The 26,491-nt window shown below is 58.9% G+C and carries 23 protein-coding genes, 1 tRNA gene and 4 pseudogenes; 9 read left to right on the forward strand and 19 right to left on the reverse strand.

Annotation, left to right across the window (positions count from 1 at the left end):
- From pqsE to pqsA, 5 genes are read right to left on the reverse strand one after another with little or no spacing between them, the layout of a single operon-like run.
- Complete coding sequence (gene pqsE, locus ACM0M4_RS21610; protein ID WP_003086247.1) at positions 1 to 906, reverse strand: 2-aminobenzoylacetyl-CoA thioesterase PqsE; 906 nt, start codon at positions 904 to 906, stop codon at positions 1 to 3.
- A complete protein-coding gene (gene pqsD / locus ACM0M4_RS21615) occupies positions 900 to 1,913 on the reverse strand; it encodes an anthraniloyl-CoA anthraniloyltransferase (RefSeq protein WP_003117014.1) in 1,014 nt (337 codons plus the stop codon). Before pqsD ends, pqsE begins: the two co-directional genes overlap by 7 nt.
- A gap of 42 nt (positions 1,914 to 1,955) precedes the next feature.
- Entirely contained in the window at positions 1,956 to 3,002 is a 1,047-nt protein-coding gene (gene pqsC / locus ACM0M4_RS21620; protein ID WP_003108612.1) for a 2-heptyl-4(1H)-quinolone synthase subunit PqsC, read from the reverse strand.
- Positions 2,995 to 3,846, reverse strand: coding sequence for a 2-heptyl-4(1H)-quinolone synthase subunit PqsB (gene pqsB / locus ACM0M4_RS21625; protein WP_003108611.1), 852 nt, complete (start codon positions 3,844 to 3,846; stop codon positions 2,995 to 2,997). The genes pqsC and pqsB overlap by 8 nt, the downstream gene beginning before the upstream one ends.
- On the reverse strand, positions 3,840 to 5,393 hold the full coding sequence (gene pqsA, locus ACM0M4_RS21630) for an anthranilate--CoA ligase (protein WP_003112552.1): 1,554 nt from the start codon (positions 5,391 to 5,393) through the stop codon (positions 3,840 to 3,842). Before pqsA ends, pqsB begins: the two co-directional genes overlap by 7 nt.
- Positions 5,394 to 5,950: 557 nt before the next feature.
- Between pqsA and ACM0M4_RS21635 the strand changes: the two genes are divergently transcribed.
- Positions 5,951 to 6,472 (forward strand): methylated-DNA--[protein]-cysteine S-methyltransferase, encoded by a 522-nt coding sequence (locus ACM0M4_RS21635; RefSeq protein WP_003086236.1) that lies wholly within the window; start codon positions 5,951 to 5,953, stop codon positions 6,470 to 6,472.
- Between the two features lie 79 nt (positions 6,473 to 6,551).
- On the opposite strand, the gene ACM0M4_RS21640 is transcribed toward ACM0M4_RS21635, so the two are convergent.
- From ACM0M4_RS21640 to ACM0M4_RS21655, 4 genes are all read right to left on the reverse strand, one after another.
- Positions 6,552 to 9,071, reverse strand: coding sequence for a fimbria/pilus outer membrane usher protein (locus tag ACM0M4_RS21640; RefSeq protein ID WP_054376089.1), 2,520 nt, complete (start codon positions 9,069 to 9,071; stop codon positions 6,552 to 6,554).
- Positions 9,072 to 9,181: 110 nt separating this feature from the next.
- On the reverse strand, positions 9,182 to 9,895 hold the full coding sequence (locus ACM0M4_RS21645; protein ID WP_003112554.1) for a fimbrial biogenesis chaperone: 714 nt from the start codon (positions 9,893 to 9,895) through the stop codon (positions 9,182 to 9,184).
- A 57-nt stretch (positions 9,896 to 9,952) separates the two neighbouring features.
- A complete protein-coding gene (locus tag ACM0M4_RS21650; protein WP_003145562.1) occupies positions 9,953 to 10,570 on the reverse strand; it encodes a fimbrial protein in 618 nt (205 codons plus the stop codon).
- A gap of 445 nt (positions 10,571 to 11,015) precedes the next feature.
- On the reverse strand, positions 11,016 to 11,393 hold the full coding sequence (locus ACM0M4_RS21655) for an Hpt domain-containing protein (RefSeq protein WP_054376088.1): 378 nt from the start codon (positions 11,391 to 11,393) through the stop codon (positions 11,016 to 11,018).
- Between the two features lie 584 nt (positions 11,394 to 11,977).
- On the opposite strand from ACM0M4_RS21655, the gene ACM0M4_RS21660 reads away from it, so the two are divergent.
- Positions 11,978 to 12,616 carry an NUDIX hydrolase gene (locus tag ACM0M4_RS21660; RefSeq protein WP_003145564.1) on the forward strand — a complete coding sequence of 213 codons (639 nt, stop codon included), beginning with the start codon at positions 11,978 to 11,980 and terminating at the stop codon, positions 12,614 to 12,616.
- 384 nt (positions 12,617 to 13,000) lie between these two features.
- Complete coding sequence (locus tag ACM0M4_RS21665; RefSeq protein WP_003112558.1) at positions 13,001 to 13,561, forward strand: hypothetical protein; 561 nt, start codon at positions 13,001 to 13,003, stop codon at positions 13,559 to 13,561.
- A gap of 120 nt (positions 13,562 to 13,681) precedes the next feature.
- Here ACM0M4_RS21665 and ACM0M4_RS21670 read toward each other — a convergent pair whose 3' ends face one another.
- Positions 13,682 to 14,086, reverse strand: a complete 405-nt coding sequence (locus ACM0M4_RS21670) for an acyl-CoA thioesterase (protein WP_003112559.1) — start codon at positions 14,084 to 14,086, stop codon at positions 13,682 to 13,684.
- A gap of 437 nt (positions 14,087 to 14,523) precedes the next feature.
- A protein-coding gene (locus tag ACM0M4_RS21675) for an IS3-like element ISPa32 family transposase (RefSeq protein WP_086005743.1) occupies positions 14,524 to 15,662 on the reverse strand; the annotation gives its coding sequence in 2 pieces (ribosomal slippage) (positions 14,524 to 15,413 and positions 15,413 to 15,662; 1,140 coding nt in all).
- Between the two features lie 915 nt (positions 15,663 to 16,577).
- Here ACM0M4_RS21675 and ACM0M4_RS21680 point away from each other — a divergent pair.
- Together ACM0M4_RS21680 and ACM0M4_RS21685 are read left to right on the forward strand one after the other, a co-directional pair.
- Positions 16,578 to 16,805 (forward strand): annotated as a pseudogene (locus ACM0M4_RS21680) (pyocin S5); the annotation flags it as partial.
- 87 nt (positions 16,806 to 16,892) lie between these two features.
- Positions 16,893 to 17,534: a colicin-like pore-forming protein gene (locus ACM0M4_RS21685; RefSeq protein WP_223686075.1), complete on the forward strand. Its 642-nt coding sequence runs from the start codon at positions 16,893 to 16,895 to the stop codon at positions 17,532 to 17,534.
- 24 nt (positions 17,535 to 17,558) lie between these two features.
- Here ACM0M4_RS21685 and ACM0M4_RS21690 read toward each other — a convergent pair whose 3' ends face one another.
- Complete coding sequence (locus ACM0M4_RS21690) at positions 17,559 to 17,828, reverse strand: colicin E1 immunity protein (protein WP_409263013.1); 270 nt, start codon at positions 17,826 to 17,828, stop codon at positions 17,559 to 17,561.
- Positions 17,829 to 18,158: 330 nt separating this feature from the next.
- Between ACM0M4_RS21690 and ACM0M4_RS21695 the strand changes: the two are divergent.
- Positions 18,159 to 18,482, forward strand: a pseudogene (locus ACM0M4_RS21695) (TcpQ domain-containing protein); the annotation flags it as partial.
- Here the strand turns inward: ACM0M4_RS21695 and ACM0M4_RS21700 are convergent.
- Positions 18,460 to 18,717: pseudogene (locus ACM0M4_RS21700) on the reverse strand (transposase); the annotation flags it as partial. The pseudogenes ACM0M4_RS21695 and ACM0M4_RS21700 overlap by 23 nt on opposite strands.
- On the opposite strand from ACM0M4_RS21700, the gene ACM0M4_RS21705 reads away from it, so the two are divergent.
- On the forward strand, positions 18,716 to 19,300 hold the full coding sequence (locus ACM0M4_RS21705) for a DsbA family protein (RefSeq protein ID WP_094775650.1): 585 nt from the start codon (positions 18,716 to 18,718) through the stop codon (positions 19,298 to 19,300). The pseudogene ACM0M4_RS21700 and the gene ACM0M4_RS21705 sit on opposite strands and share 2 nt — an antisense overlap.
- Here ACM0M4_RS21705 and ACM0M4_RS21710 read toward each other — a convergent pair.
- Positions 19,297 to 19,515 (reverse strand): hypothetical protein, encoded by a 219-nt coding sequence (locus tag ACM0M4_RS21710; RefSeq protein ID WP_003112568.1) that lies wholly within the window; start codon positions 19,513 to 19,515, stop codon positions 19,297 to 19,299. The genes ACM0M4_RS21705 and ACM0M4_RS21710 overlap by 4 nt on opposite strands.
- A 1,971-nt stretch (positions 19,516 to 21,486) precedes the next feature.
- Between ACM0M4_RS21710 and ACM0M4_RS21715 the strand changes: the two genes are divergently transcribed.
- Positions 21,487 to 22,649, forward strand: a protein-coding gene (locus tag ACM0M4_RS21715) for an IS3-like element IS222 family transposase (RefSeq protein WP_086006801.1) whose coding sequence is annotated in 2 segments (ribosomal slippage) — positions 21,487 to 21,742 and positions 21,742 to 22,649 — 1,164 coding nt in all. Because the reading frame shifts where the segments join, the coding sequence is not laid out codon by codon here.
- An 11-nt stretch (positions 22,650 to 22,660) separates the two neighbouring features.
- Positions 22,661 to 23,056 (forward strand): annotated as a pseudogene (locus ACM0M4_RS21720) (site-specific integrase); the annotation flags it as partial.
- Positions 23,057 to 23,423: 367 nt separating this feature from the next.
- On the opposite strand, the gene ACM0M4_RS21725 reads toward ACM0M4_RS21720, so the two are convergent.
- The 5 genes from ACM0M4_RS21725 to pal all read right to left on the reverse strand — a co-directional run bounded on the left by ACM0M4_RS21725 (position 23,424) and on the right by pal (position 26,456).
- Positions 23,424 to 23,499, reverse strand: a tRNA-Lys gene (locus ACM0M4_RS21725).
- Positions 23,500 to 23,558: 59 nt separating this feature from the next.
- Positions 23,559 to 24,233, reverse strand: coding sequence for a 7-cyano-7-deazaguanine synthase QueC (gene queC / locus ACM0M4_RS21730; protein ID WP_003111415.1), 675 nt, complete (start codon positions 24,231 to 24,233; stop codon positions 23,559 to 23,561).
- A 15-nt stretch (positions 24,234 to 24,248) separates the two neighbouring features.
- On the reverse strand, positions 24,249 to 24,896 hold the full coding sequence (queE, locus tag ACM0M4_RS21735) for a 7-carboxy-7-deazaguanine synthase QueE (protein ID WP_003112571.1): 648 nt from the start codon (positions 24,894 to 24,896) through the stop codon (positions 24,249 to 24,251).
- A 219-nt stretch (positions 24,897 to 25,115) separates the two neighbouring features.
- Positions 25,116 to 25,940: a tol-pal system protein YbgF gene (ybgF, locus tag ACM0M4_RS21740; RefSeq protein WP_003120698.1), complete on the reverse strand. Its 825-nt coding sequence runs from the start codon at positions 25,938 to 25,940 to the stop codon at positions 25,116 to 25,118.
- Between the two features lie 9 nt (positions 25,941 to 25,949).
- The gene (pal, locus tag ACM0M4_RS21745; protein ID WP_003111417.1) at positions 25,950 to 26,456 is read right to left on the reverse strand and encodes a peptidoglycan-associated lipoprotein Pal; all 507 of its coding nucleotides are present in this window, start codon (positions 26,454 to 26,456) and stop codon (positions 25,950 to 25,952) included.
- Positions 26,457 to 26,491 lie beyond the last annotated feature (35 nt).

The raw sequence follows: 26,491 nt of genomic DNA on the forward strand, positions 1-26,491 counted from the left end.
TCAGTCCAGAGGCAGCGCCTGGCGGGAGAGAATCTCCAGCATCCGGCGCATGCTCCCCAGGTGCAGTTCGCCGGGCAGGAAGTCGACGCTCTGCCCACCCCAGGCGCGGTGCAGCTCCTCGCTCAGTTCGTCGAGGGATTCGCCCATGGACTGGCGCCAGAGCAACCGCCGGCACAGGCGCAGACACTCGGTATAGGCCGACTCGGCCCCATCCGCGGCCAGCCGCCCCCGCAGCAGGCCGCCGTGTCCCGGGATCAGTTGCAGCAGGGTCGGCAGACGCTGCAGACGTTCCAGGGACTCCAGGTAAGCCTCCATGTCGTCGAACACCAGCGGCCGCCACACCCCCTCTGCCTCGTCGAACTCGCCCAGGGCATCGCCGCAGAACAGGCGGCGGCGTCGCACGTCGTAGAAAACCACGTGATCGTCGCTGTGGCCGTGGGCCTCTATGACCTGCAGGCGATGCCGCGGTCCCAGCTCCAGCCACTCGCCGTCGGCCACCGCGCGAACCGGCAGAGCGTCCCAGGCACAGGCCTCGGGCAACCGCTGCTCCGCACGCAACAGTTGCCGGTTCAAGCGCTCGACCACCCGCACCGCGCTTTCCGACTTCCAGGCCTGGCAGGTCCGCTCGGACGCCAGGACCTGTACGTTCGGCAGCCGCGGACACAGGTAGGGCAGCAGGCCGCAGTGGTCGTAGTGCTTGTGGGTGATCAGCCAGTAGTGCACCTGGGACGGGTCGGCGACCCAGCGGCACAGGTCCGCCCAAACCAATTCGGCATCCCGGCTGATCCCTCCTTCAACCAGCGCCCAGCTCGCCTCACCGAGACGCAGCAGGAACACCGGCACCTGGACGTCCCCCAACAGGCACAGGTCATCATCCAGTTGACCGGGAGCCGAAAGCCTCAACATGGCCGGTTCACCTCCTCAGGTTTGCGGTACAGCGCCGCGCCCCAGGTCGCGCCGGAGCCGTAGGTCAGGACCAGCACTCGCTGTCCCGGCTGGATGTCCGGCCAGAACATCGCCAGCGTGACCGGGGTCGAGGCCGAAGCCATGTTGCCCAGACGATCCACGGTCACCGCGAACTTGTGCTGGGGAATGCCCAGTTGCTCCTGCACCGCATCGAGGATGCGCAGGTTCGGTTGATGGCAGATCACATGGTCGATGTCGTCCAGGGTCAGCTCATGGGCCGCGAGCATTTCGCCGGCGATCCGTACCAGGGTCTGGCTGGCATGCTCGAACATCGGCCGGCCGCGCATGAGGAACTCGCCCCCGCCCTCGCGCAGGACATTCTCGTCGAGGAAGGTCGGCGAGGCACTGCCCGGCGCCGCAGTCATCAGCAGGTCGAAGTAGTTGCCGTCGGCGCCCAGGCGCAGGTCCAGCAGGCCGTCGTCGAGGCTCTCGCCGGCGCTGACCACCACTGCGCCGGCACCGTCGCCGAGCAGGATCGACAGGTTGCGGCCGCGGTCCGAACAGTCCATGCGCTTGGACAGCACCTCGCCGCAGACCACCAGGACATGCCGTGCCAGCCCGGCGAGGATCTGCCCGCGAGCCATCTGCAAGCCGTACAGCAACCCGCTGCACTGTGCCCGGATATCCAGCACCGGGATGTGCCGCAGGCCCAGCAGCGGCTGGATCAGGCAGGCCTGGGACGGGTCGTGGTGGTCCGGCGACAGGGTGTTCACCAGCAACAGGTCGATGTCCTCCGGCAGCAGCCCGGCAGCCTCGATGGCCTGGCGCGCCGCCGGCACCATCAGCGCGCTGACCGCCTGTTCCGGCTCGACGTGATAGCGGGTGCGCACGCCGGTACGTTCGACGATGAACTCGTCCGACGTATTGATGCGCCCTACCAGGTCATGATTGCTGACCTGGCGTTTCGGCAGGCTGAAACCCAGCCCGGCCAGGATCGGATTACCCATGTGCAGCCCTCCTCGGACACCGTGGTTCAACATGGCGATGCCTCAGCACACCAGCACCTCGCCCAATTGCCAGACCTGGGCGGCGAACCCCCAGCCAGTGGCTGCGCCGGCCATGACGATACGATCGCCGGGGCGGATCTTGCCCTCGCGCAGGCCGGTCATCAGGGTGTACGGGATGGAAACGGAGATCATCACGCCGGTATCGCCCATCGTCAGTTGGTACTGCTCAGGACGGGCACCGATGCCCTCGGCCCAGGCCTTGACCAGGAACGGCGCTGGCTGGTGGAAGACGAAATAATCGATGTCATCGCTGCCCAGGCCGGCCTTTTCCAACGCCCGGCGCATCGCGATCGGCACGTTGGTCGGGACGAAGCTGGCCATCTTGTTCTGGCCGTCGCTGAACAACGAGAAATACAGCCGCGGCTTGGCCTCGCCGGTCGGGTTTTCCGGCAGGCGCCAGCGACCGGTGGCCACTTCATAGAACGTAGCGTCGCTGTGTTCGGCCGAAGCCAGCAGGTCGCAGCTGTCATCGTCGCCGCGGGTCAGCAGGGCCACCGCGCAGCCATCGGCGAACAGGGTCGAGGTACGCGAGGTGAAGTCGAGCAGGTTGGAGATGTACTCGCTGCACACCACCAGCACTTTCTCGGCCTTACCCTGGCGGATCATGCTCGCTGCCAGGCGCAGGTTGAGCAGGAAGCTGGCGCACTCCATCTGCGAATCCAATGGCAGCGCCCGACTCAGGCCGAGCTGCTTGGACAGCACGTTGGCCATGCGCGGGTAGAGACGTCCGCGCAGGTCCGGCAGGACATCGCCGGCGTCGGTCATGATCGGCGAGGAAGCCGAACAGATCAGCATGTCCACGCTATCCGGCGCGGTATCGCTGCTGCGCAGCAGGCGCTCGGCGGCCCGGACCACCAGGCTGAACTCGTTCTCGCCGTTCCGCGGGTCGAAATAGCCCCGCCGATTGACGCCCCAGAATTGCCACCAGGACTCGCTGAGGTCCGGTACCGCAGCGAACACCGGATCGTCGTTTTCGTAGCTGCGAGCCGGAAGTTCACAGGTGATCGCTGCCAGTTTGACCTTATGCATGAGCTTCTCCCGCCAGTTCCAGGGTCACGCCCTCCACCACCATGCCGAACGGATCGAAGCTGATCAGCAGCAGTTCATCCAGACGGTCGCGCTGTGCCGCGCGCAGTTGCGACGCCAGTTCGAACGGCCCCAGGCAACGACCATCGGGCCGTCCCTGGCCGAACCATTCCTCGCGCACCCAGTTCAGTTGCGGGAAGTCCCCGGCCAGACGGGTGAATCCGGCGCGTACCGCTTCGGGCAATCCAGGTTGGGCCGGCAGGTTGAGGTGTCCCTTGACGTCGCCTACCTGGCGAATATCGGTATTCAGCGGAATGCTCAGCGGCAGCCATTCCTGCGCCGGATCACCGCCCAGCGCACCGCGACGGAACGCGGCCTTGCCGGTCGGCCGGCAGAGCAGCGCCAGGGCGCCGTCGGCAAGGGCGAAGCCGGACTCGCTGTCCACTTCCAATCCCTGGCTGGATTCGCCGCGCACGACCAGGACGTTGCGATAGCCCTGGTCGCTGGCGAGGGTATCGACCACGTAGAGGGCGCGGGCCAGGCTCGAGTCGGTGAGGTCGAAGACATGCGCGCGATTCGCGCCGAGGACCTTCTGCAACGGATGGCCGATCTTCGGCGCCATGATGTCGCGGTTCTCGATCAGATGGTCGGGAGACAGGGCGAGGCCGACGATCAGGTCGATCTCCTCGGGCTTGACCGCCGCCTCGTCCAGGGCTTCGCGAACCGCCGGCAGCAAGCGCTGCATCAGCATCTCGTCGCCCTGGGCGCGAGGGCGTTCGCCTCCCAGCGGCCCCTCCAGACACACATAGGATGGGGGCAGGTTCACCCCCACAGCCTGAATCAACATGCCCGTTCCTCCGGAAGGTTGTCGTGATAAAGGGTGTCGGCCAGGTGGCGCAGCTCGGCGCGCGCCAACTTGCCGTTGTCGTTGCGCGGCAAGGCCGGCAGCACATGCAATTGGCTGGGCAGCATGTGCGAGGGAATCTGTTCGGCGAGATGCTGGTCGATGCGCTGCGCCAGCAGGATCTGGTTGTCGTCCAGCGGAGTGGCCAGGGTGACGAACAGGGTCGGACGCAAGCCGTCGTGCAGCCGGCAGGTAGGAACCAGAACCGCCTCGCTCACTTCCGGCAGATGACGGCAGATCGCCTGCTCGACCTGGGTCGGCACCACCCAGCGGCCATTCACCTTGAACAGATCGTCTTCCCGCCCACAGTGACGGTAGGCACCCGACTCGTCGCGCTCGAACAGGTCGCCGGTGCGGTACCAGCCACCTGCGAAGCGCGCCTGCTGCTCTTCGCTGGCCCGCCAGTAACCCGGACTCAGCCCAGGGCCACGCACCAACAGCACGCCTTGCCGGCCCGCTTCCTCGATAGTGTGTCCTTCGCGGTCCACCAGCCGGCACTCATAGCCAGGCAACGGCAGCCCGGTGCTGTCGGCACGCGCCTGGCCCGGGCGGTTGGCGAGGAACACATGGCCGACCTCGGTAGCCCCGATGCCGTCGCAGATCTCCAGCCCGTGCGCGGCCCAGAATTCGAACTCGCCGCGCGGCAGCGGCGAGCCGGCGGAAAACGCCAGGCGCACGCTGCTCAACAGCTCCCTGGCCTGCGGACGCAGCGAGGCATAGATGGCCGGCACCCCAAACAGGACCCGGGGGCGGAAGGCGACCAGGTTCTCCAGAACCCGCTCCGGGCTCGGCCAGGTATCGTCGAGCAGCGCCGAGGCTCCGCTGAACCAGGGAAAGAACAGGCTGTTGCCCATGCCATAGCCGAAGAACATCTTGGGAATCGAATACAGCCGGTCTCCCGCCTGCAATGCCAGCAACTCCGTAGCGAACGCCCGGCAGAAACCGAGCGTGTTGCGCAGGCTGTGCATCACCCCCTTGGGCGCCCCGGTGGAACCCGAGGTGTATTGCAGGAAACAGGCTGCCGCCGGGTCCTGGCGATGGAAGGCACTCCAATCGAGGTCCGCAGGACCGACCAGCGCGTCCAGCGAGAAATCGTCGAGCAAAGGGCGTCCGGCGGCCGCACGCAGGGTCAACGGCGCCAAAGGACCGCTCAGCGACGGTGCATCGGCTTCACGCACCACCAGGCTGGCCTGGCAGTCGGCAGCGATATCGGCCAGGGCCTGCTCGCGGGACTTGGGATTGATCACGGCGGGAATGGCGCCGACCGCGATGCAGGCCAGGAACAGGCAGGCCAGCGAAGGCGAGTCGTTCAACGCCAGCACCACGCGATCGCCGGGCTTGAGCAGGCGGGCCAGTTGGCTGGCCTGGGAGAGAATGTAGGTCCGGCATTGCAGCCGGCTGAGAGTCTGGCCCCGATAGTGATAAACGGCGGTATCGGGATCGAAATCGAGGCGGAACAGAACCTCGGTCAGGTTGGCCAATGTGGACATGACAGAACGTTCCCTCTTCAGCGATATGCATCCGGATCAGGAGATACCTGAGCCAGAGCGCTTGCTTTGTCAGGAACGGGAAACTAGCGGCGCTGGGCGAAGCGCGATATTCGGAGTCCGAACGAAAAAGTTTCGGGGAGAAGAACCACGGGCTTCGTAGGCCGCGGCAATCGGCGCGATCCAAACCGCGAGAAATTTGGCACACCCACCGGGCTGCGCGGGATCCGAGAACGGCAACCAAGCAAGAAGGGCGGCAGCCTTTTTACGCAAGAGCCCATTGGCCAGACAAAAACCGTTACAACCCTTGCTCGAGGCCTCGTCCGAACCCATGAGATGGCAAACCAATGACAACCCACTTTGCTCGGCAAATCGCCTCCCAGATCTCACAGTTCGAGGCGCTCGGCCTGGGCTCCAAGGGGGCGACGGCATGCCTGGAAGCAGGCGGCCATCCATCGGGCCGATAGCGCTCCGCCCCGCCTCGCCTGCCATTTGCAGGCTTCCCTGTTGAAATCCCATTGCGTAGTACACTGGGCGAGCCTGCCGAAGAGGACACCTACATGCCCCATAGCTACAGGAAAATGGAATCGCCGGTCGGGACACTGACCCTGGTAGCCAGGGACGATGCCTTTCTGGTCGCGATTCTTTGGCAGCATGAGCGTCCCAACCGAGTACCGCTGGACGAGATGCGGCTCTCCGAGGACAGCTCCCTCCTGGCGGAAACCGAACGCCAGTTGCGGGAATATTTTTCCGGCAAACGTTCCCGGTTCGAACTCCCGCTCGACTTCCAAGGTACCGAATTTCAGAAAAAGGTCTGGTCCGCCCTGCTCACCATTCCATTCGGCGAGACCCGCAGCTATACGGAAATAGCCGTGCAGATCGGCAGCCCCAACGCAGTACGGGCGGTTGGAGCCGCCAACGGACGGAACCCACTGTCCATTGTTGCACCTTGCCATAGGGTGATCGGAGCCTCTGGCGGCCTCACCGGTTTCGCCGGTGGGTTGGCCGCCAAGCAGTGGTTGCTGCGTTTGGAAACCCGAGGCAGGACACCAGACCTGTTGAGCATGATCGAGGACGAGTGAGCTGCCGCTTGCCCTCGCGCCCGGTGTTCACCGGAAAAATCCTCGCCTTTTGACTTGACCCGACTGCAGCGGTGACATTTCAGATCGAGGACCGACGGCAACTGAGCGCAACTCGTTCGTAAGTCAGGTCCTTGTTCCTGGGCGGCAACTGATAGTCGACGGAACAGGAGCCATCGCTCCAGCGAATGGACAGGCGCCCCTGGTCCTCAATACCGAACACCAGCAAACGGGACAGGTTGTCGACCATTCCCACGACCCGCTCTTCCTTGTCGTATGCCTGTGCACCGAAGGGAATCTTTCCTCCAGAGTCCATGCTCAGGTCGAACTGCACCCGCCGACCGGACTCCGCGGAGAAACGCTTGGCGATCACGGCGCCCCGGGTCGGCACGGCCATTTGCGTGCTGTCGCTGATCTCGGTATCGCTTCCAAGGGTATTGGTATCCAGGTTCACCCAGTTGTAACGATAGGGTTGCATGTAGGGGAGCACGGCATAGCCACGGCCGTCGGTGCGAACCGAAGAGTAGCCGTCGAGGCCGACGCCGCCGACCTCCGGAACCTCCACCAGGCCGAACGTTTCCCCCACCGGCTGGCCGAAGGTCACTCCCCCCGGATGCACCACTACCGAACCGCTTGCTCCCAGGTTGATCTGCTTGTTGTCGCGCCCCTGGCTGTAATTGGCGGACAACTTGGCCTTGGACGTGTCCCAACCCAGGCCGACGCTGCCGGAGTTGCCGCCGTCCTTGCTGTAGTTGGCCTGTGCGCTGTAGTTGAACGCATTGGCTTCATCCAGGTATCCGGAGATACCGGTGTTCAGACTCGAATCACCATGCTGTGAACTCACGGCATTGGCATATACCTGACTGGAGCGTGCGCTACCGCCCAAGGGGATGCTGACGGAGGCCGTGAACTGGGTATCGGAGCGCCCGAACGCCCCCGTCTCCTGGGTACGGGAAACCGCCAGGCTGTAGCTCGCGCGCTTGATGCCGCTGCTGAAGCCGAACTGCACGCGACGGCTGCTGCCGGGGCGATTCCAATATGTGGTTTCGCCCGCCGTGAGATAGAGCGAACTGCGTCGGAACAGCGTCTGGTTCACCGTCAGGTCTATGCGGCTCTTCTGCCGACTGGAACTTGAGCCATAGAGGTAGCTCTCGTCGGACATGTCGTCGATATGCTGGCTGAGATTACGGTAGCCTTCCGTGGAATAGCGATAGCCCACCACGGTAAAGCTGGTTTCGGTGGCGTTGATGGTCTTGGAATAGAGAAGCCGCAGACTCTGCCCCTGGTTGCGCCCACCCCGTCGCGTGCGGGACTGGCTATGGGTCACGTCCGCAGAAAGACCGCCCAGGGGCGTGTTGAAGCCGAGGCCCAGGTTGGTGGCATTGTACTTCTCGGCAGCCAGCAGGCCGCCAAAGCCGGTAACCCTGTCGGACAAGCCATACACAGCCGATCCCTGGAGCAGGTTGACCGACGGCTGGCCGTCATTATGGTATTCACCGGCGGCCAGGCCATAGCGCAGGTTCCCCTTGCGGGTCATGACCGGCAGGTAGGAATAGGACTGCTTGAAGGACCGCTGGCGTCCGTCCGCCTCAATGATCTTGACCTCTAGGTCGCCATTGGAGCCGCTGGGATAGATGTCGGTGATCTCGAACGCACCGGGCGGTACGTTGGTGGAATAGATCACGAAGCCATTCTGGCTCACCTCGACCGTCGCATTGGTTTCAGCGATACCGCGCACCACCGGGGTATAGCTGATCTCGTTGTCGGGCAGCATGCCGATATCGGATTGCAGTTGCACGCCGCGCATACGCACGCTCTCGAAAGCATCCCCCTGAGCGGAGGTATACAACTCACCGAGGGACAAGGTCCCCTTCAGGGCACGAATGTCACGTTCCACATAGGTACGGTTGCTACTGAACTTGTTGCGCATGCCGGTACCCCCGCTCAGGGAGGAGTCGTTGCGCAGGCGCCAGCCAAATAGGTTGAAGCCATTGCGCAGGCCCAGGTAGCGGTAATCGCTGTTCTGGCCAAAATTGGTGTTGCGCGTGAAGTTGGCCTGGTAGTTGGAAAACAACGCGGTGACACCGTCATCCCAAAGAGAGGGATCCACATAGCCACGCGAGTGCCGCTGTACATACAGCTGTGGAATGCTGACCAACAGGGAAAGACTGTTGACGTCGAACTCGACGGATGCACCAGGGATGAGTTCGGCGACATTCAGGGGCGTATTGTTTTCCAGGTTGGCCGGAATGAGCTTGTCCCGAGTCAGCCGGGCAATATCGACCCCGATCTCCTTGAGCAGCCCCACCCGGATGACCGGGCGGACGCTTCCGGTTTCGGAATCGGCACTGAACACGACATCTTCGCGCCGGATCATGATCTGGTTCAAATGAATGTCGACGCTGTAAGTGCCGGGCGACACCGAGTTGCCGTTCTCGAAATACTTCAGTTCAACGGGCGCCCCGCCCTCGTTGTTCAGGAACTCGGCGTTGAATTCCACCGCGAAGGTTACGGCAGGCAAAGCCAATCCCAAGGCCACGAGACAGGAAGACCTGGAATAGACGGACACCTCGAAGTCGAACTTTTTCCTAAATATGGCCACGCGAATATTCCTTGGACTAATTTCCGACAAACCGGAAACACCCATCCATAGGGGAAGTTAAGAGCAGTTCTTCTGCTCTTCTGCTCTGCTCTGCTCTGCTCTTCTGAGCTTCAGTCGGATAAGGAGCTGGAATGTTTATCGAGTCCGCCATAGTCATTTACGCTCTGGAACTCGATATTTCCAGAAACGCCGGGGGGAGTTCCCTTGACTTCGAATCGGCGACTCGACTTCGGCGCGACCATGTCGGCATCAACGACATAGGAGGCATTGCCAGCTTTTAATTTCACGTTGGCGAAAGAGACATGAAACGCAGTATCGTTGGAAACTTCGACAACCGACTTTCCACCCTGCCGGACAAGACGCCAGTTCAACTTTCCAGGCGCTTCGGCGGAAGTTCCCGATAAGTTATCAGGGCGGTAGAAGACCTTGATACGCTGGCGCAAAGCTATCTGCAACGTATTAGCCGACGCAGATTTTTGTGGAATTTCCTGGACGTTCAGGCGGAATACGGATTCCCTGTCGCTCGGCAAGCCTTCCCCTTGAAACAGGATACGCAGGGTTTGCTGCTTATTGCCTCCCAAACGACTGAGGGCAGGCGTGATGACAAACGGAACCTCACGTTTATCTGCCCCATTATCAGCCTCTACCCAGGATTGAATCATCACGTCATTGGAAGCCTGGTTCCTGACCAGGATTGCAGCCTCCTTGGCAGGCGCCTGCAGAACGACCCGGGTTCCTCCCAGCGTGATTCCCGCATTGGCAAGGGTGGAAAAAAGCAAAAGGATGCCACCCCAGATAACTCTGGAAGAAAATGGATATTTCATGATGAACTCGCACCTTATGGAACGGGGTATATACATACCCCGCCCATGTAGCAGAACTTAGTTGTATTCCAGGGTGAACGGCAAGGAGCCGTTGGCAATACCTGCCGTAGCGGCCGCAGCGCCAGACTTGACGTAAGCAGCCCGCAGATTCAGATTGGCGCTGTAGACGGTGATGTCATTGCCTTCGCCATCTTTTTCAATATTGGAATTCAAGGGAGCATTAATGGTCTCGTTCGCCGACAGGTTCAGCAGCTTGCCATCGGAGCCATAGATGCCAATACCGACGCCAGTGGCAGTGGAGTCTTTACCAAGCTTCAGCAGGCTTTCGTTGTGCGAATCGATGCCGGTACCGGACACCGGGTCGAACTTCAGCTTCACGGTGGTCAGACCGGTACCGGTCTTGCCACAGTCCAGGTTCAGGTTCAGGCTGGTACCACCAGCGATGCTGCCGCCCGCGGTGCCGCCCAGCGAGTCGATGCTGATCTTGCCGAGGCTTACGTCGATGGTCTGGTTGCCCGCTGCACCGCCAACGGTGGTGCCGGCACCACCAGTGATGCTGCAAGCGGCCGCGGTGATTTCACCTTTGAAATTGATGGTGCCGTCTGCCGCCATGGCATTGCCGACGACCAGGCTGGCTACTGCGGCAGCCAGAATGCTTTTCATGGAAATGGACACGATTGAGCTTCCTTTTGACAGTGAAAGTGTTGCGATCTTTGAACTCTATAAGAGCCAGCAACATTCTCCGAAAAGCCGAATAGAACGACAACGAAGCACTTCCCAGGCAATCGTGTGAAATCTCCCCAGTGCTTGTATGAAGTTTCCTACAAGCGACAAAAACCTCGTAGTTAAAAACCCTCCGACACCACAAGCTCGCTGCCACTAACAGCCAAAGACAATGAACGATCCGAAAGAAGCGCCATCAGCTTCGATAGCGCCTCTTATATAGAAAGGATGAAAAGCCAAGGCAAATCAAAGAAAACCCAGCAAGTACCCACTTATCCCATTGCCCCAGTAGCAGACGCGGAGCTTACGGGATCGAGAAATCCATGCTGGAGAATAGATGCGATTCAGGTTGTGGAGAAACCTGAGCAGCTTCTGAAACCTCTATCTGGTCCGATCTCTAGAGCTTTGCCAATTCGGTTGAGATACTGATTTCGAACGCACTTAGTTTGCCTTCCAATGAAGAGGCCAGATTGGCTATCCGCTCGGAAGACTCCGATGGGTTCTGGCAAGCCTTTTCAAGGCAGGAACAAGACTCGACCAATAGGCTGCTGCCCACCACCCTCGCAGCCCCTTTTATCCTGTGCGCAAGTTCGGCCACTCCTTGCAGGTCTGCGAGTGCAAGCAATTCCGCCAACCGAGTACGATCATCCCGACTGCTGGCCAATAAAGTTTGCAGCAACCGCTGCAATGCAGCCGGCTCGCCGCCGGTAATGGCCTCCAGCGAACGAATGTCGAAAAGACTTTCCATCGGCGATTCCGAACCAAGCTCTTTCATACAGACTCCATCGATATGCTTAAAGGAAGGTCACTGCGCGTTGCGCTGTCCCGCCTGCGGGACTCCAGGCATCCGTAGAACGACAAGGCCGTACATGCCGTCCGGGCCAGTTATCCGCAAGCAGCATAAGGGAATTGCCTCCGCCTCTGCCGTCCAAACAGGGGAGCATCGCTTGTTGCGTCTCCTCGAACGGACCCAATCGGCCCTGGAAACGCTCATGGCCGGCACGGAGTCTACCTTTGCCAGCCGACCGCAGCCGGCCCGACCGCTCGTTTCGGGGAGGGAAACTCCTACGGTAAGTCTGTGCGAAGAGGCGTCATCGGTTGCGACCGCCTGACGGTTCGAAGCGAACCTGGCGGAGGAGCCATCGCTGCGACAGGCGAGTCTGGGTTACGCGCAGGTCGCGATGAAACAGCGGCATAAGCCACTATTGGCGCACACAGGCATACGAGGAAGACGCAGGGAACACCTGGTTGAAAACCAGCTCTACAGATCATCGAGCGCCGAGGGTTCTATCTATGGCAAATCCATTGGACGGCTTGCACGACGCGGACCACGCGAAGGCCGAAAAAACGGAAGGAAGGATGCCATCGGTCAGCGATCCCAGGGCGCTTGCCCGTCTTCTGGAATTGATACTGTCCACCGCCCAGGCCGGTCTCGCCTTCTCCAAGGACCGCTTCGACATCGGACGCTTTCGCGCGCTCCAGCATGCCGTCGCCGAATTCATCGCCAGCGACCAGGGGGTAGCGTACGAACGGGTCGAGAACTGGATCGCTCTGGACAGCCACTACCCGACCCCGAAACTGGACGTCCGTGCGTTGATCCTCGACTCGCAACAGCGGGTTCTGCTGGTTCGGGAGGCCTCGGATAGTCGCTGGACCCTACCAGGCGGCTGGTGCGACGTAAACGAGTCGCCGGCAGATGCGGTAGTTCGCGAAACCCAGGAAGAAAGCGGACTGGAAGTTCGAGCGATACGCCTGTTGGCATTGCTGGACAAGCACAAGCATCCCCACCCTCCCCAACTGCCGCATGCGTTGAAAGCCTTCTTCTTCTGCCACGTCACCGGTGGCAGTCTTCAGCAACAAACGGACGAAACGTCGGCGGCCGAGTACTTCACGGTGGACGCCTTGCCGCCGCTTTCCGAGCACCGGGTACTGGCCTCGCAGATCCAGACGTTATGGCAGCGAATCCACGCGGAAACGCCAGAGGCGCTTTTCGACTAGCCCCCCGACCTCATGGAGTCATCGCGCGGCAGACGGCCTGACCCTAACGACGTCCAGCAGGCGTACCCGGCAAATCGACCGGCCAGTCGACGAGCGCCTGCCGCCCTCCCCCATCGCCGGCAGCTTGATGCCGCCAACAGCGGCGCAGCGTGCCTTCCGAGCAGTAAAGCCGGCCCGTCGTTCTCGTTCGAATGCGTGGCGGAGCGCACCCGAGGCGCCAGCCATCGACCATCCCGAACGTGCCGATGGAGCGAACTCCGAGCGAGTTCCCCCGCTTCGTCCATAGCTCATCCGTGCTAGTCGACCCTCACCTTGGGCTGCACCTATGATTCGTCCCTTGGATGACCCTCCGCGGTCGGGAACAAGACACTCAAGGACGAACTCATGGGCAAACCATTCCTTCACGCTCGGCGCTGGCTGCTGCCGCTCACCTTCATCTGCACGGCAACGACTGCGGTCGCCGAAAGCACCGGCGACTACTGGATCGTCTACGGCAAGGGCGAACGCTACAACAACGAGGTATTCGTCGCCAACGCCACCGGCATCTTGCAGCAACCCAAAGGTATCCAGTCGGCGCAGATCATCCAGCTATTCGAAGACCGGTCGATGCCGACGCTGACGGCCTACGAGGTCCAGTTCAAGTGCAAGGAGCGCAGGGTTCGCTTCGACAACGCGCGCGCCATGCGCCGCATCGACAACGTCATCACCAACGTGAAAACCGTCGACGGCTGGATCGACCCGGAGAAATACGATTATTGGCTGCAACGCTCGTTCGCCTTCGTCTGCGCCCCGGCCATCCGCGACAACAACCAGATGTTGCCGCTGGGCAAGATGCCCATTGCGCGCATGGTGCAGACCGTCCAGGCAATGTTCGTCGAACTGCAGGGCGTCCAGGCCAAGAAACAGACCATGCGCGATCTGGATGCGATGCTCGGCAACGAGTAGAAATGAAGGAAGGCGGCTTGCCGCCCTCCTCCGGAGCGCCACGGAGCAGGTCAGCGGCATGCCGCTCGCAGCGTCCTGCCGGCCGTAGCCAGCGCCGCGACGAATAGCCAGAATGTGTCTCTATGCGAGGAGCGCGCGGAGCTGCGCGGGGACCTCCATGACTTCGCGGGTATCCGGGGAGACACAGACCTGCGTCAGGCTCGCAGTGAACGCCACCACGTCCGGCGAAAGACGTCCTTCGACTGAAAACGAGAAAGAATGCGTCCCCACGTTCGACACGCCCACCTGCATCGTGAGCTCGTCGTCCCAGGTGACCGGATGCAGGAATTCCAGGGAGAACGCTCTCGCCGGGGGAAGAATCCTGAACCCCAGGAGGGTTCTGAGCCCCGGGCCGCCCAGCCAGACCCCGAGCGCCTCCTGCACCGCTTCCAGCACAAAGTATGAAAAACGTGGCGTATAGACGATCCCTTCGGGATCACAGTCGCCAAACAGTACCGTTCTCTTTATGAAAACCGGGGTCGGCATCGGGTCACTCATCCGGTCGCCAGGAAAGGAACCTCACTCTATGGGAGTCCCGGTCCGCTGACAAATCCTCGGATAGCCGTGCACCAGTTCACCAGGCTGCGCGGGGTCTGACAGGAACACGCCAGAACGAACGGGAAAGCGGCTGCCAGTACCGATATGACTGGCGGAAGCGCGAAACCGGCCTTCTTCCCGATGTCGATAAGGATAAGAGTTGCGGTGCGCTGGGGATGAGATATCCGGACTGCGGAAACAGAAAAGCCCGCCTTGTCGGGCGGGCTTTTCATATCGACTCGGTCGATTCTGGCCAGTTTCCTGGCCAAGACATACTGCAGCTCCGAAGCTAAAGTTGTGAGCTCTACGGAGATCTACAGAAACTCCTTTCTAATATGGTGGGTCGTGTAGGATTCGTGACCTGCCCCCAGTTTTAGTACCGCTGCCTAGTTAGTAGGCCCTGGGGTTGATATTAATTTTTCCTGCTTCAGCTGCTGCTGGCGAGTTCGCCAACTTGCAGCAAATTCTGCCGGGGCGAGATTGCCAATCGCGCTGTGCGGTCGGTGTTCGTTGTAATCCCGCCGCCAGGCCGCGGTGCGGATTCTCGCTTCGGCCAGCGAACAGAACCAGTGCTCATTGAGGCATTCGTCCCGGAACTTACCGTTGAACGACTCGATGAAGGCATTCTGCGTGGGCTTACCAGGCTGAATCAGCTTCAGCTTGATGTCGCGCTGATAGGCCCATTGATCGAGTGCCTTGCCGGTGAACTCGGGCCCCTGGTCGGTGCGGATCGCTTTCGGGTAGCCGCGAAACCGCGCCATCTCGTCCAGCGCCCGTGTGACGCGAAAGCCGCTGATACCGTGCTCCACCAGGATGCCGACCGACTCCTTGGTGAAGTCATCGACCACCGTCAGGCATTTGATCCGCCGCCCGGTGCTCAGTGCATCGAAGACGAAGTCCATCGACCAGACCTGGTTTGGTGCGCTCGGCAAACTCAGACGTTCGCGCTCCACCGCGATGCCATGGCGGCGGCGCCGCCGTTTCACCATCAAGCCGGCAGCGCGGTACAGGCGATAGATCCGCTTGTGGTTGACCTGCACGCCAGCACGCCGCAGCAGGATGTGCAGGCGGCGATAGCCAAAGCGCCGGCGCTCTTGGGCCAGTTCCACCAGTTGGGCTTGCAGCTCGGTGTTTTGCACACTGGCTCGCGGCTGGTAGCGCAACACCGAGCGGGACAGCCCGATCAACTGACAGGCACGACGCTCGGAGATGCCGGTTCGCGCCTGCATCTCCTGCACCGCCTCCCGCCGTGCTGTCGGGCTTACCCTTTTCCCCGAGCGACCACTTTCAGCGACTCGATGTCGAGGTGGGCCTCGGCGAGCAACTTCTTCAATCGGCTATTTTCCAGTTCAAGATCCTTCAACCGTTTGGCGTCCGCCACGGTCATACCGCCAAACTTGGCCCGCCAGGTGTAGAACGAGGCATCACTGAAGCCGTGTCGGCGACACAGTTCCTTCACCGGTACACCGGCCTCCGCCTGCTTGAGGAAGTCGAGAATCTGCTCTTCGGTAAAACGCTTTTTCACTGCCGTCTTCTGCTCGGAAAACGGACTCTACTAAGTTCGGCGTGGTACTGAAATCGGGGAGCAGGTCATATCTTCACCCTTGAATTGTGTTGCGGATCAAGTAGCTGAATTTTGCAGAGAGCATCATATACCCAGCGTGAATCTTGCGCGCATGAACTCGTTATCAGAGATACATGACTCTTAGGGAATATCCCGTGGGCTCAGCCAATCCCACTCCTGAATATCGAGTTTAAGCAACCGTGATTATTACCACTATATCACAGCGCATTGACGTGCCTTCTTAGTGTATTGCCCGCACATTGAAGCCATGGGGTTCAATTTCTAGAACTGAATCGGCACTGTTTCTGTACCACACTCACCAATGGAGAAGTCTAAATGTCCAATGACAACGAAGTACCTGGTTCCATGGTTATTGTCGCACAAGGTCCAGACGATCAATACGCATACGAGGTTCCCCCTATCGATAGCGCGGCCGTTGCCGGGAATATGTTTGGCGACTTAATTCAAAGAGAAATATATCTACAGAAAAACATTTATTATCCAGTCCGATCTATTTTTGAACAAGGAACAAAAGAAAAGAAGGAGATCAACAAGAAAGTATCTGATCAAGTCGATGGCTTGCTAAAGCAGATCACTCAAGGAAAAAGGGAGGCCACAAGGCAAGAGCGAGTCGATGTCATGTCGGCAGTCCTGCACAAGATGGAATCTGATCTTGAAGGATACAAAAAGACCTTTACCAAAGGCCCATTCATTGACTACGAAAAGCAGTCAAGCCTCTCCATCTATGAGGCCTGGGTCAAGATCTGGGAGAAGAACTCTTGGGAAGAAAGAAAGAAGTACCCTTTTCAGCAGCTTGTTAGAGATGAACTGGAGCGGGCGGTTGCCTACTACAAACAAGATTCACTCTCTGAAGCGGTAAAAGTGCTAAGACAGGAGCTCAACAAGCAAAAAGCGCTAAAGGAAAAAGAGGACCTCTCTCAACTGGAGCGGGACTACAGAACCCGAAAGGCGAATCTCGAGATGAAAGTACAATCCGAGCTTGATCAAGCGGGAAGTGCTTTGCCTCCATTGGTCAGTCCAACGCCAGAGCAATGGCTTGAACGTGCCACAAGACTGGTTACGCAAGCAATTGCTGATAAAAAGCAGCTGCAGACCACAAACAATACTCTTATCAAGAATTCCCCAACCCCTCTAGAAAAGCAGAAAGCCATCTACAATGGTGAGCTACTTGTGGATGAGATAGCCAGTCTACAGGCCCGCTTAGTTAAGCTGAACGCCGAAACGACACGACGCAGGACAGAAGCAGAACGCAAGGCGGCCGAGGAACAAGCGTTGCAAGATGCTATTAAATTTACTGCCGACTTTTATAAGGAAGTAACTGAGAAATTTGGCGCACGAACATCGGAGATGGCGCGCCAACTGGCCGAAGGCGCCAGGGGGAAAAATATCAGGAGTTCGGCGGAAGCAATCAAGTCGTTTGAAAAGCACAAGGATGCGTTAAATAAAAAACTTAGCCTTAAAGATAGGCAAGCCATTGCCAAAGCCTTTGATTCTCTAGACAAGCAGATGATGGCGAAGAGCCTTGAGAAATTTAGCAAAGGCTTTGGAGTTGTAGGCAAAGCTATTGACGCCGCCAGCCTGTACCAAGAGTTCAAGATATCTACGGAAACCGGGGACTGGAAACCATTCTTTGTAAAAATTGAAACACTAGCTGCTGGTGCGGCCGCCAGTTGGCTTGTGGGTATTGCATTTGCCACGGCAACAGCCACTCCTATAGGCATTCTGGGGTTCGCACTGGTAATGGCAGTTACCGGGGCGATGATTGACGAAGACCTTCTAGAAAAAGCAAACAATCTTGTAATATCCATTTAAAACCAAGCAAGGCCTCATTAAACCCTACGAGGCCTTTCCATACTTATAGAATAAAAAAACCATCCCCAAGGGAATTGAAAACAAATAACAAGACAAATAAAAGACTGCATACAAACCTGTTTTGGCAGGGGTTTCGGAGAAAAAACCCGTGACCCAGAACTCTCTTTCCGTATATTTTAAAGCGAAGTTTTCAACAAGCTTTACCGAGAAAGGAAACAGGATAGTACTGAGCCCAGCCACTACCAAGGGGTTAACTGATGCCAGGCTGGGAAATACGGAGCCTTTCCAAGCCACTAAAACAAAGAAGAAAGCTCCCCAGAAAAACTTAGCCCAATAGTATTTAAAGCTCAATTAGCACCCCGTTCTGTCTGACCTGAGTTCAACAAAGCGTTCTAAACGATTAGAACTTCTATCTTATCCATTTCTAACAACGATTCCCACCTAGCTCCCTTTAGTAGGCGTAACATGAAAAACCTTCATCGCTCCTAATCCGTTTCCCTTACGCCTGCCTCGCTCACCCTCTGCCTAGTCATCGAGAAATCCCCTCCCCTGTTGCCGAGTATTTCCTGCTGAGGCATGGCGACTGGCCTGCCATTGTGTGCCCCATCATCAAAGGGGGTTTCAATGACCAGGCAGTTGACCACTCTCACGCTGTGCCTACTGCTCGCCAGCTGCACGACCCACAAGGCCGAGCCGGCTAGGCCAGCCTTTGACAGCAGCCGCAATCCAGACCTGCTCTCTCCGGACCTGTATCCAAACGGTGTGCAGCCGGAGAAAGAGCCCGTGGTGCGCTACGGGCGCTACACCCTGGTCAGCACCCAGCCTGATGCCGGTCAACGCGACCTGATGGCCCAGATCATCGACGTAACCATCCCGTCGAGCATGAACCCGAGCATCAAGGACGCCATGCAGTATGTGATGAGCCGCTCGGTTTTTTTAAGATGTCCCGTTCTTCTTCAAGGCGACGCATTTGGGCCCGCAGCCGCAGGATTTCGCTCTTGGCTTCCAACAGTTCGCTGGCCTGTTTCTCCGACTTGTCGGGGGTCACAGCCTTTACCCATTTGTAGAGGCTGTGAGTAGAGACGCCGAAGCCCGCGGCGATTTCCGCGACTGAGTATCCGCGCTCGATGACCTGCCTAACGGCTTCGGCCTTGAATTCCGGGGTGAATCGCTGGATGCTCATGGACTTCCTCCTATGCTCAAAGCGTAGGCCGGGAATGTCTATCGTACCGGGGGTAGTCCACAGCCTCTACGGCGACGCGAAAGCGCGCTGGACGATCAATGAATACGCCGACCTGGAGTGCCCCTTCTGCAAGGTCTACACCCCGCGGCTTAAGCGCTGGGTAGACAGCCACACGGACGTGAACCTGGTTTGGCGCCATCTTCCCCTGCAGATGCATGGCGAGGCGGCCCGCCACCAGGCTCGCCTGGTGGAGTGCGCGGGGATCCAAGGCGGCGCTAAAGCATTCTGGAGCGCTATCGATGCGATCTTCGCTCAGTCGGCCGGCAACGGGGGCGGGCTGCCTGGCGGCACATTGGACTTTCCTGATCTGGACCAGGCTCGACTGGAGAAATGTGCGAAAGACATGGACCTGGTGGACCAGTTGATCAAGACGGACATCGACACTGCACGGTCGAACGGCATTACAGCGACCCCGACCCTCGTCATCCAGGACAACCAGACGGGACGAAGCGTGAAGCTTGAAGGCATGGCCGACGAGACCACGTTGCTGTCGGCGATAGACTGGCTAGCCAAGGATCTCTAGCGTCGCGCCAAGAGACTCTTGGCTAAGAAATCGGCGAGGATTCCAACATCCCTCTTTTGGGCCTCCAGGATGCCCTGCACTTCACCTGACAGAACCTCGACCTCCTCCCCATCCACAACCTTTACAATTCTCTTGCGGCCGGAGCTGGTGAGGCTAAGCCTCAACTCCATAGCCGGCCGGGCATTGATGTAAATGCTCTCGAGCAAGCGTTCCATGACTTCGACCACTCCTTAATATCAGTTAGCCACTCCCATACAGGGATTATGCCCTCTAGGACATGAGGGAGTCACCCCTAACGCTGCAAGCAGCAGTTCTGGATACGGACGGGCTGATGGTTTCCTGCTGCCCCATCGCAAGCGATCCTGTCTGCTGTCTATTCCTTCCTCGAACCGGTACAAGCCCGCACCTCTTCATCGCTTCCCCAAATGGGCCACCACGCCCCTGGCTATCGGCTTACTCTTGGTACTACTCACTAGCGCGTGCCTGACCTAACCAAGACTACAAAACGATAGGCGGTTCATCTTTCCTCATAACTTGAGGTTACTATTGAATCTCATCCAACCCTCAGGTTTAAGGAGATTGGTATGTTTATTAAAATTCTTCGAATTATATTCTTGTTGCCTATAGTTGGTTTGGCACAGCAGGCTGTTGCCTCCCCGCCCGCAGAGTCACACTCGGATGAACAATCTGAATCTTCGTGTATCGAGGTCCAAGTCAATGGAGCACGTAGCCTGTCTTACAACTGCATGGCTCAGCAAATGACTCCACCCAAAGAGGATCCTCGGCGTCGGAACCCTACCTTGAACTCCACATTAGCGTCTGAACGCGCCACTCGCCTGCCACCCACACAGACAGGACTTTTTACCAGCCTTCATCAACGTGCCATATCGAACTCGAAAGACTAGCCCTCAGCCAAACGACTTCCAGCCTATGCAGGGCACTCTATAGAGCGCCCTGCAGCACATTCACAAGCTGAACACCTTGAAATATAAGCCTACTAAGGCGCATCCTTAGTTTAAAACCACATTTATTATTCCTGACACATTCTGGACCTCACCATACACTGCCCGCCCATCACGATAACTGTAGCTCATTATCACTGGAATCGTTGTTTTGAATGCAGTGCAACTGTAGTTTACAACAACAGATCCGCCATATGGCTCAACACCCAATTGAATGTCGGTCGGGCCGACCCATGACACATTACACCCTTGAGATGAATTCCCGGGTGTATTGTAACCAACACATCGTAGATCTGATGTTCCCCTGCTAACACCGTCTGGATAGAAATTGGCATAACGTGGAGCATAAAGATTTGCCCGGCAAGATGTTGTGAACTTCCTATCTCCGCTGGCAGAAACAGTGACCGTTCCTGGTGAAGGCATTGCCGAAATGATCATCCTTTGCAGAGGAGGGAGTGTAGGCGCTCTTTGACTCGACTTCATATTACTTGGAAGAATCGAACAAACTACAACATCTTCAACATCCACACCCTTTGAGACTTCCCCCAGACTTGTTATTTCAACTCCACCCTGCGCCCGACATATCTCACTTCCATCATTTGAGCCCTCATCAGCACACGCGAAATTGCTAGCCACCAAAAGCACAGTCGACATAACAAGTGATTTTTTCATTTTCAAAAAGACCTCTCCAGGCTAAAAATTATTCATTCAGTGAATACCCAGCTCATTGGGCGGCTTTCGTATCAGCTTCTCTGATTCAAGAACACGACCTTCAATTGGATCGCAGTTCAGCCGATTCAACCTCACACTCCCCTCTTCATTATCATTAACTCCGGAAAGCTTTTGCTCTCTCTCAAAGCAGTGCTGCCCAATCTCATCCGATCCACCTCCAGCACCGACACACCCATAGATAAGAGCAATTAAAGAAAATAGAGAGAAGTACCTATATCCGACCCAACCACCCATCTTCATACCGCAAGAAAAATACAACATTTGCGTCACACCTTTGTAATTCTAAATAGTTACCCTTCACCTAGAAAAACCCTACCCCCAATTTCGCTTCAGTTCTGTTTCAGAAGACAACAACTATCTAATTCACTAGTAGGAATCTCAGCGCAGCCTTCCTGCCTCTTAGCAACAAAAATAACTGTTTCGGCAGTGTAGTGGTCTACTGATCCCGGACACCGATTTAGGCGAGAATCCTCGCCGTGAAAGAGGTGTCTGATGAGCAAGCAACGACGTACGTTTTCCGCCGAGTTCAAACGAGAGGCCGCGGCCCTGGTGTTGGACCAAGGCTACAGCCATATCGACGCCTGCCGTTCGCTGGGGGTGGTGGATTCGGCCTTGCGCCGTTGGGTGAAACAGCTCCAGGCGGAACGCCAAGGCGTGACCCCGAAGAGCAAGGCGCTGACGCCCGAACAGCAGAAGATCCAGGAACTGGAAGCCCGGATCAACCGGCTGGAGCGGGAGAAAGCGATCCTAAAAAAGGCTACCGCTCTCTTGATGTCGGACGAACTCGATCGTACGCGCTGATAGACCAGTTGAGTGAGCAGGAATCGGTGGAAGTGGTCTGTTCAGCTTTCGATGTGGCGCGGTCTTGCTACTACGTCCACCGTCTTCGACGTCGTCGGGTCGATGCTCGTCGCATTGTGCTACGCAGCCAGGTCAACCAGTTGTTCAGCCAGAGTCGGGGCTCGGCCGGCAGCCGCAGCATCCTGGGCATGCTGCGCGAAGAGGGCGTGACCATCGGCCGTTTCCGAGTGCGTAGGTTGATGCGTGAGCTGGGCCTGGTCAGCAAGCAACCGGGCTCGCACGCCTACAAACAGGCCACGGTTGAGCGGCCGGATATCCCGAATCGGCTGAACCGCGAATTCGCGACCGAGCATCCCAATCAGGTGTGGTGTGGCGACATCACCTACGTCTGGGCGCAAGGCCGTTGGCACTACCTGGCCGCGGTGCTGGATCTGCATACCCGGCGGGTGATCGGCTGGGCGTTCTCGGCCAAGCCGGATGCCGAACTGGTGATCAAGGCCCTGGACATGGCCTACGAACAGCGCGGCAAGCCACAGCAGGTGCTGTTCCATTCAGACCAGGGCAGCCAGTACGCCAGCCGCCTGTTTCGGCAACGGCTCTGGCGCTATCGGATGCAGCAGAGCATGAGTCGCCGAGGGAATTGCTGGGATAACTCGCCGATGGAGCGCCTGTTCCGCAGTCTGAAGTCGGAGTGGGTCCCGTCAACGGGTTACCTGACGGCGCAGGAGGCCCAACGGGACATCAGTCATTACTTGATGCACCGCTACAACTGGATCAGGCCGCATCAATTCAACGACGGGTTACCACCTGCGGTGGCCGAAGAAAAACTCAACCCACTGTCCGGGATGGGTTGACCACTACAGACATGCGTGCCGTGCTACATGCTAGAAGCCTGGCCCAAGGCGCGCTGGAGAACGTCAGGAAGGTGGATTACAGCGGCTCCCCGCAGGCCTCTGCCAAACCGAAGCCATGCGGGCAACCTCTCGCTCGAGTGGGTGAAGTACCGCCAGCGGAGGCCTGGACAGAGCTTGCTGAACCAAGAGAGCACACACCAGGGAAAGGCATTCAGGGAGGTCCAACCGCGTGGGAAGCAGAAGCGCTACCACAGCCACCTGACACCTTCGAGCAAAGCGTGCTGTTCACTCTGATGGCTCAACACTTATCGAACCGTGCCGCCTCGGCATCCGCGGCTCCCGCTGCAACAAGCGGATCAGGCGGATCAGGCGGATGGGGATCTGCCGCCCGAAGCGATCTCGCCTAGCGATACCGGTACTGAGGGCCGGCTACCGGACGAAAGGTAGCCGCGCCTCCCAGCAGATCGCTAGGCCTGTAGGAAAAATCTGGAATTACCGAGAGCGCCTGGATTCCAGCGCCGGCATGCTGGCAGAGCCGGGCAATTTCAAGGCCAATACCAAAGTACCCTCTGTAATCGCTGATTACGTCGGGAGCGCATTGCTACGCCTGCAGAATGGTTTCAGGGCCTTAGAAACAGAAAAGCCCACCTATAAAGGCGGGCTATTCCATATTGACATCACGTCAATGCGGGCCTAATGTTCGGCCCAGACGGCTGCTAGACAAGAACCGGCGTAACACCCCTTCCTAGCCTATGCAACTCGCCCCGTAGAAAATGGTGGGTCGTGTAGGATTCGAACCTACGACCAATTGGTTAAAAGCCAACTGCTCTACCGACTGAGCTAACGACCCAACGCGAGGCGTATAATACTGATTTCTAACGTAAAAACAACACCCCTCGTGAATTTTTTTCAGAAATATGGCGTCGGGTCGGAAATACCAGCCGCCGCGAAGCCATCCGCACGCAGCCGGCAGCTATCGCATTTGCCGCACGCACGTCCCTGCTCATCGGCTTGATAACAGGACACCGTCAGGCCGTAATCCACCCCACGCGCCACGCCCGCCTGGATGATCTGCGCCTTGGACAGATACTGCAGCGGCGCCTGGATGCGGAAGCCATTGCCTTCCACGCCCGCCTTGGTTGCCAGATTCGCCATGCGTTCGAAAGCCTCGACGAACTCAGGGCGACAATCCGGATAACCAGAGTAATCCACCGCATTCACACCGATGAAGATGTCACGGGCATCCAGGACCTCGGCCCAGCCCAGGGCGAGCGAGAGGAACACCGTATTGCGCGCCGGCACGTAAGTCACCGGTATACCTTCGCTAGGCGACTCGGGCACCGCGATGCTCTCGTCGGTCAATGCCGAGCCGCCCATGCCATTGAGGTCGAGCCCTATCACCTTGTGCTCGATCACGCCCAACTGCCGGGCCACGCGCTCGGCGGCCTGCAGCTCGGCGCGATGGCGCTGGCCGTAGTCGAAACTCATGGTGTAGCAGGCGTAGCCGTCGGCCTTGGCCATGGCGACAACGGTGGCGGAGTCGAGGCCGCCGGAGAGCAGGATGACCGCTTTCTTCTGGTTCATGATGAATTCCTCGTCTCAATGGCCCGGTTCGTCGTTCCAGAGAATCTTGTGCAGTTGCAATTGCAGGCGGACCGGCAGGTTGTCGGCCACGATCCAATCGGCCAGTTCTCGCGCGCTGACCTGATGGTGGCTCGGCGAGAACAGGACTTCACCGGCACGCTGGTCGAGGCGGTACTCGATCAGCTTGGATACCGCCCAGTCGTAGTCCTCTCGCGAACAGACGACGAACTTCACCTGATCGTTGTCGGTCAGCAACGGGATATTTTCGTATCGGTTGCGTCCGACCTCGCCAGATCCCGGCGTCTTGAGGTCGAGAACCTTGCTTACGCGCGGGTCGACCCGTGACACGTCGAGAGCCCCGCTGGTTTCCAGGGAAACCTCGTAGCCGGCGTCGCAGAGCCGTTCCAGCAGAGAGATGCAATTCGGCTGGGCCAGCGGCTCCCCGCCGGTCACGCAGATGTAGCGGGGCTTGTAGGCGGCAACCCGCTCGAAAATGGCGTCCAGGCTAACGACGTCGCCGCCGCTGAAGGCATAGGCGGTATCGCAATAGTGACAGCGCAAGGGGCAGCCGGTCAGGCGCACGAAGACCGTCGGCAAGCCGGCGGTACGTGTTTCCCCCTGCAACGAGTAGAAAATCTCGGTGATGCGCAGGGTCTGTTGCATATTCAGCCACGGGCGTGACGACTGAACAGGTCGTCCGCCTCCGTTGCGGTAAATGAAGGAACGCCACGGGACGTATCCTGTCGTGGCGCTCGAAATCCCGGAAGGTCTCGCGTGGAGAGGCACGAAGATCAGCCGAGCTGAAACCATGCAGCTTCACGGGGGCGCCGATTCTAACGAAAAAACCCGCGACAGGCGCGGGTTTGTTCATCGGGAACGGGATCAGCGAAGGTTCTTGAGATCGCGCTGCGCCAGTTGAGCGGCCGAAGTGCCTGGGTACTGGGAAATGACCTGCTGGAGGATACCCTTGGCCTTGTCGTTGTTACCCAGGCGACGCTCGACGTCCGCCAGCTTGTACAGAGAGTCGGGCACCTTCTGGCTGCTGGGGTAGCTCTGGCTGACCCGCGCGAAGGCCTGGCCGGCACCTTGCAGGTCGCCCTTGGCCAGGTTCACCTCGCCGAGCCAGTACTGGGCGTTGCCGGAGTACTGGCTGTTCGGGTACTTGCGCAAGAAGGCATTGAACGCCTGGCTCGCCTTGTCGAAATCCTTGCTCTTTATCAGGTCGAAGGCCGCATCGTAGTAGAGCTTCTCCTTCGCCGGGTCGCCCGGCTCGCTGCTCGGCGCCGGTGCGTTGTTGCCTGCGGGAGCCGCAGGCGCCCCATTGGCGTTGATGGCGCCAGCGGGTGCGGAATTCTGTGCAGCGGGAGCGCCACCACCGGAAATCCGACGGTCGAGGTCCTGGTAGCGTTCCAGGCTTTCCTGCTTGAGCTGCTGGATCTGGTTCTGCTGCTCCTCGAGCGTGCCACGCAGGCGAGCCAACTCGTCCTGCATCTGCTGGAGCTGCATGAACAGTTCGCCCTGCACGGAGGTGGGGGTTGTCACCCCACCTCCGGCAAAGGCGCCGCCGGCACCTGCCGTGCCATACCCGGAAGGAGGAACGTTGCCGCCATTGTTGGCGGCAACGCCGTCATACACAGGAACTTCCGCCCAGGCCGCTAATGGCAGGCTGAGCGCGAGGAACGTCAGGACACGCAGGTGCTTGGGCATAACGACTTCTTACTTCTTCAGCTCGACGCGACGGTTCTGAGCCCAGGACTGCTCGTCGTGGCCGGTAGCGACCGGACGCTCTTTACCATAGGAAACCAGTTCCAGCTGGGCCGGCGAAACACCCTGCAGCACCAGGTAGCGCTGAACGGCCTTGGCACGACGCTCGCCCAGAGCCATGTTGTACTCGCGGGTGCCGCGTTCGTCGGTGTGGCCTTCCAGCACTACGCGCTGACCGCTGCCTTTCAGGTCTTTCGCGTGTACGTCCAGAGCGCGCATGGCTTCCGGCTTCAGGTCGGAGCTGTCGTACTCGAAGTAGAAGGTGGTGATCGCACGCAGAGCGGCTTCGTCGCTCAGGCTGCCGTCAACGGCACCGCTGTTGGCGCCATAGCCTGCGTTCGGGTCGACGCCGCCATTGGCACCTTCACCGGAAGCATCGCCGCCCTTGGAGGAGCAACCCACAGCCACAGCCATGGCCAGAGCCAGCGCAGCAAATTTGCCGAATTTCAGCATTTCCATCATGTAACTCCTAATGAACCCCAGTGTATAAGTTT

This window comes from Pseudomonas sp. 18-147 (assembly GCF_051048045.1).
GTDB lineage: Bacteria > Pseudomonadota > Gammaproteobacteria > Pseudomonadales > Pseudomonadaceae > Pseudomonas > Pseudomonas aeruginosa.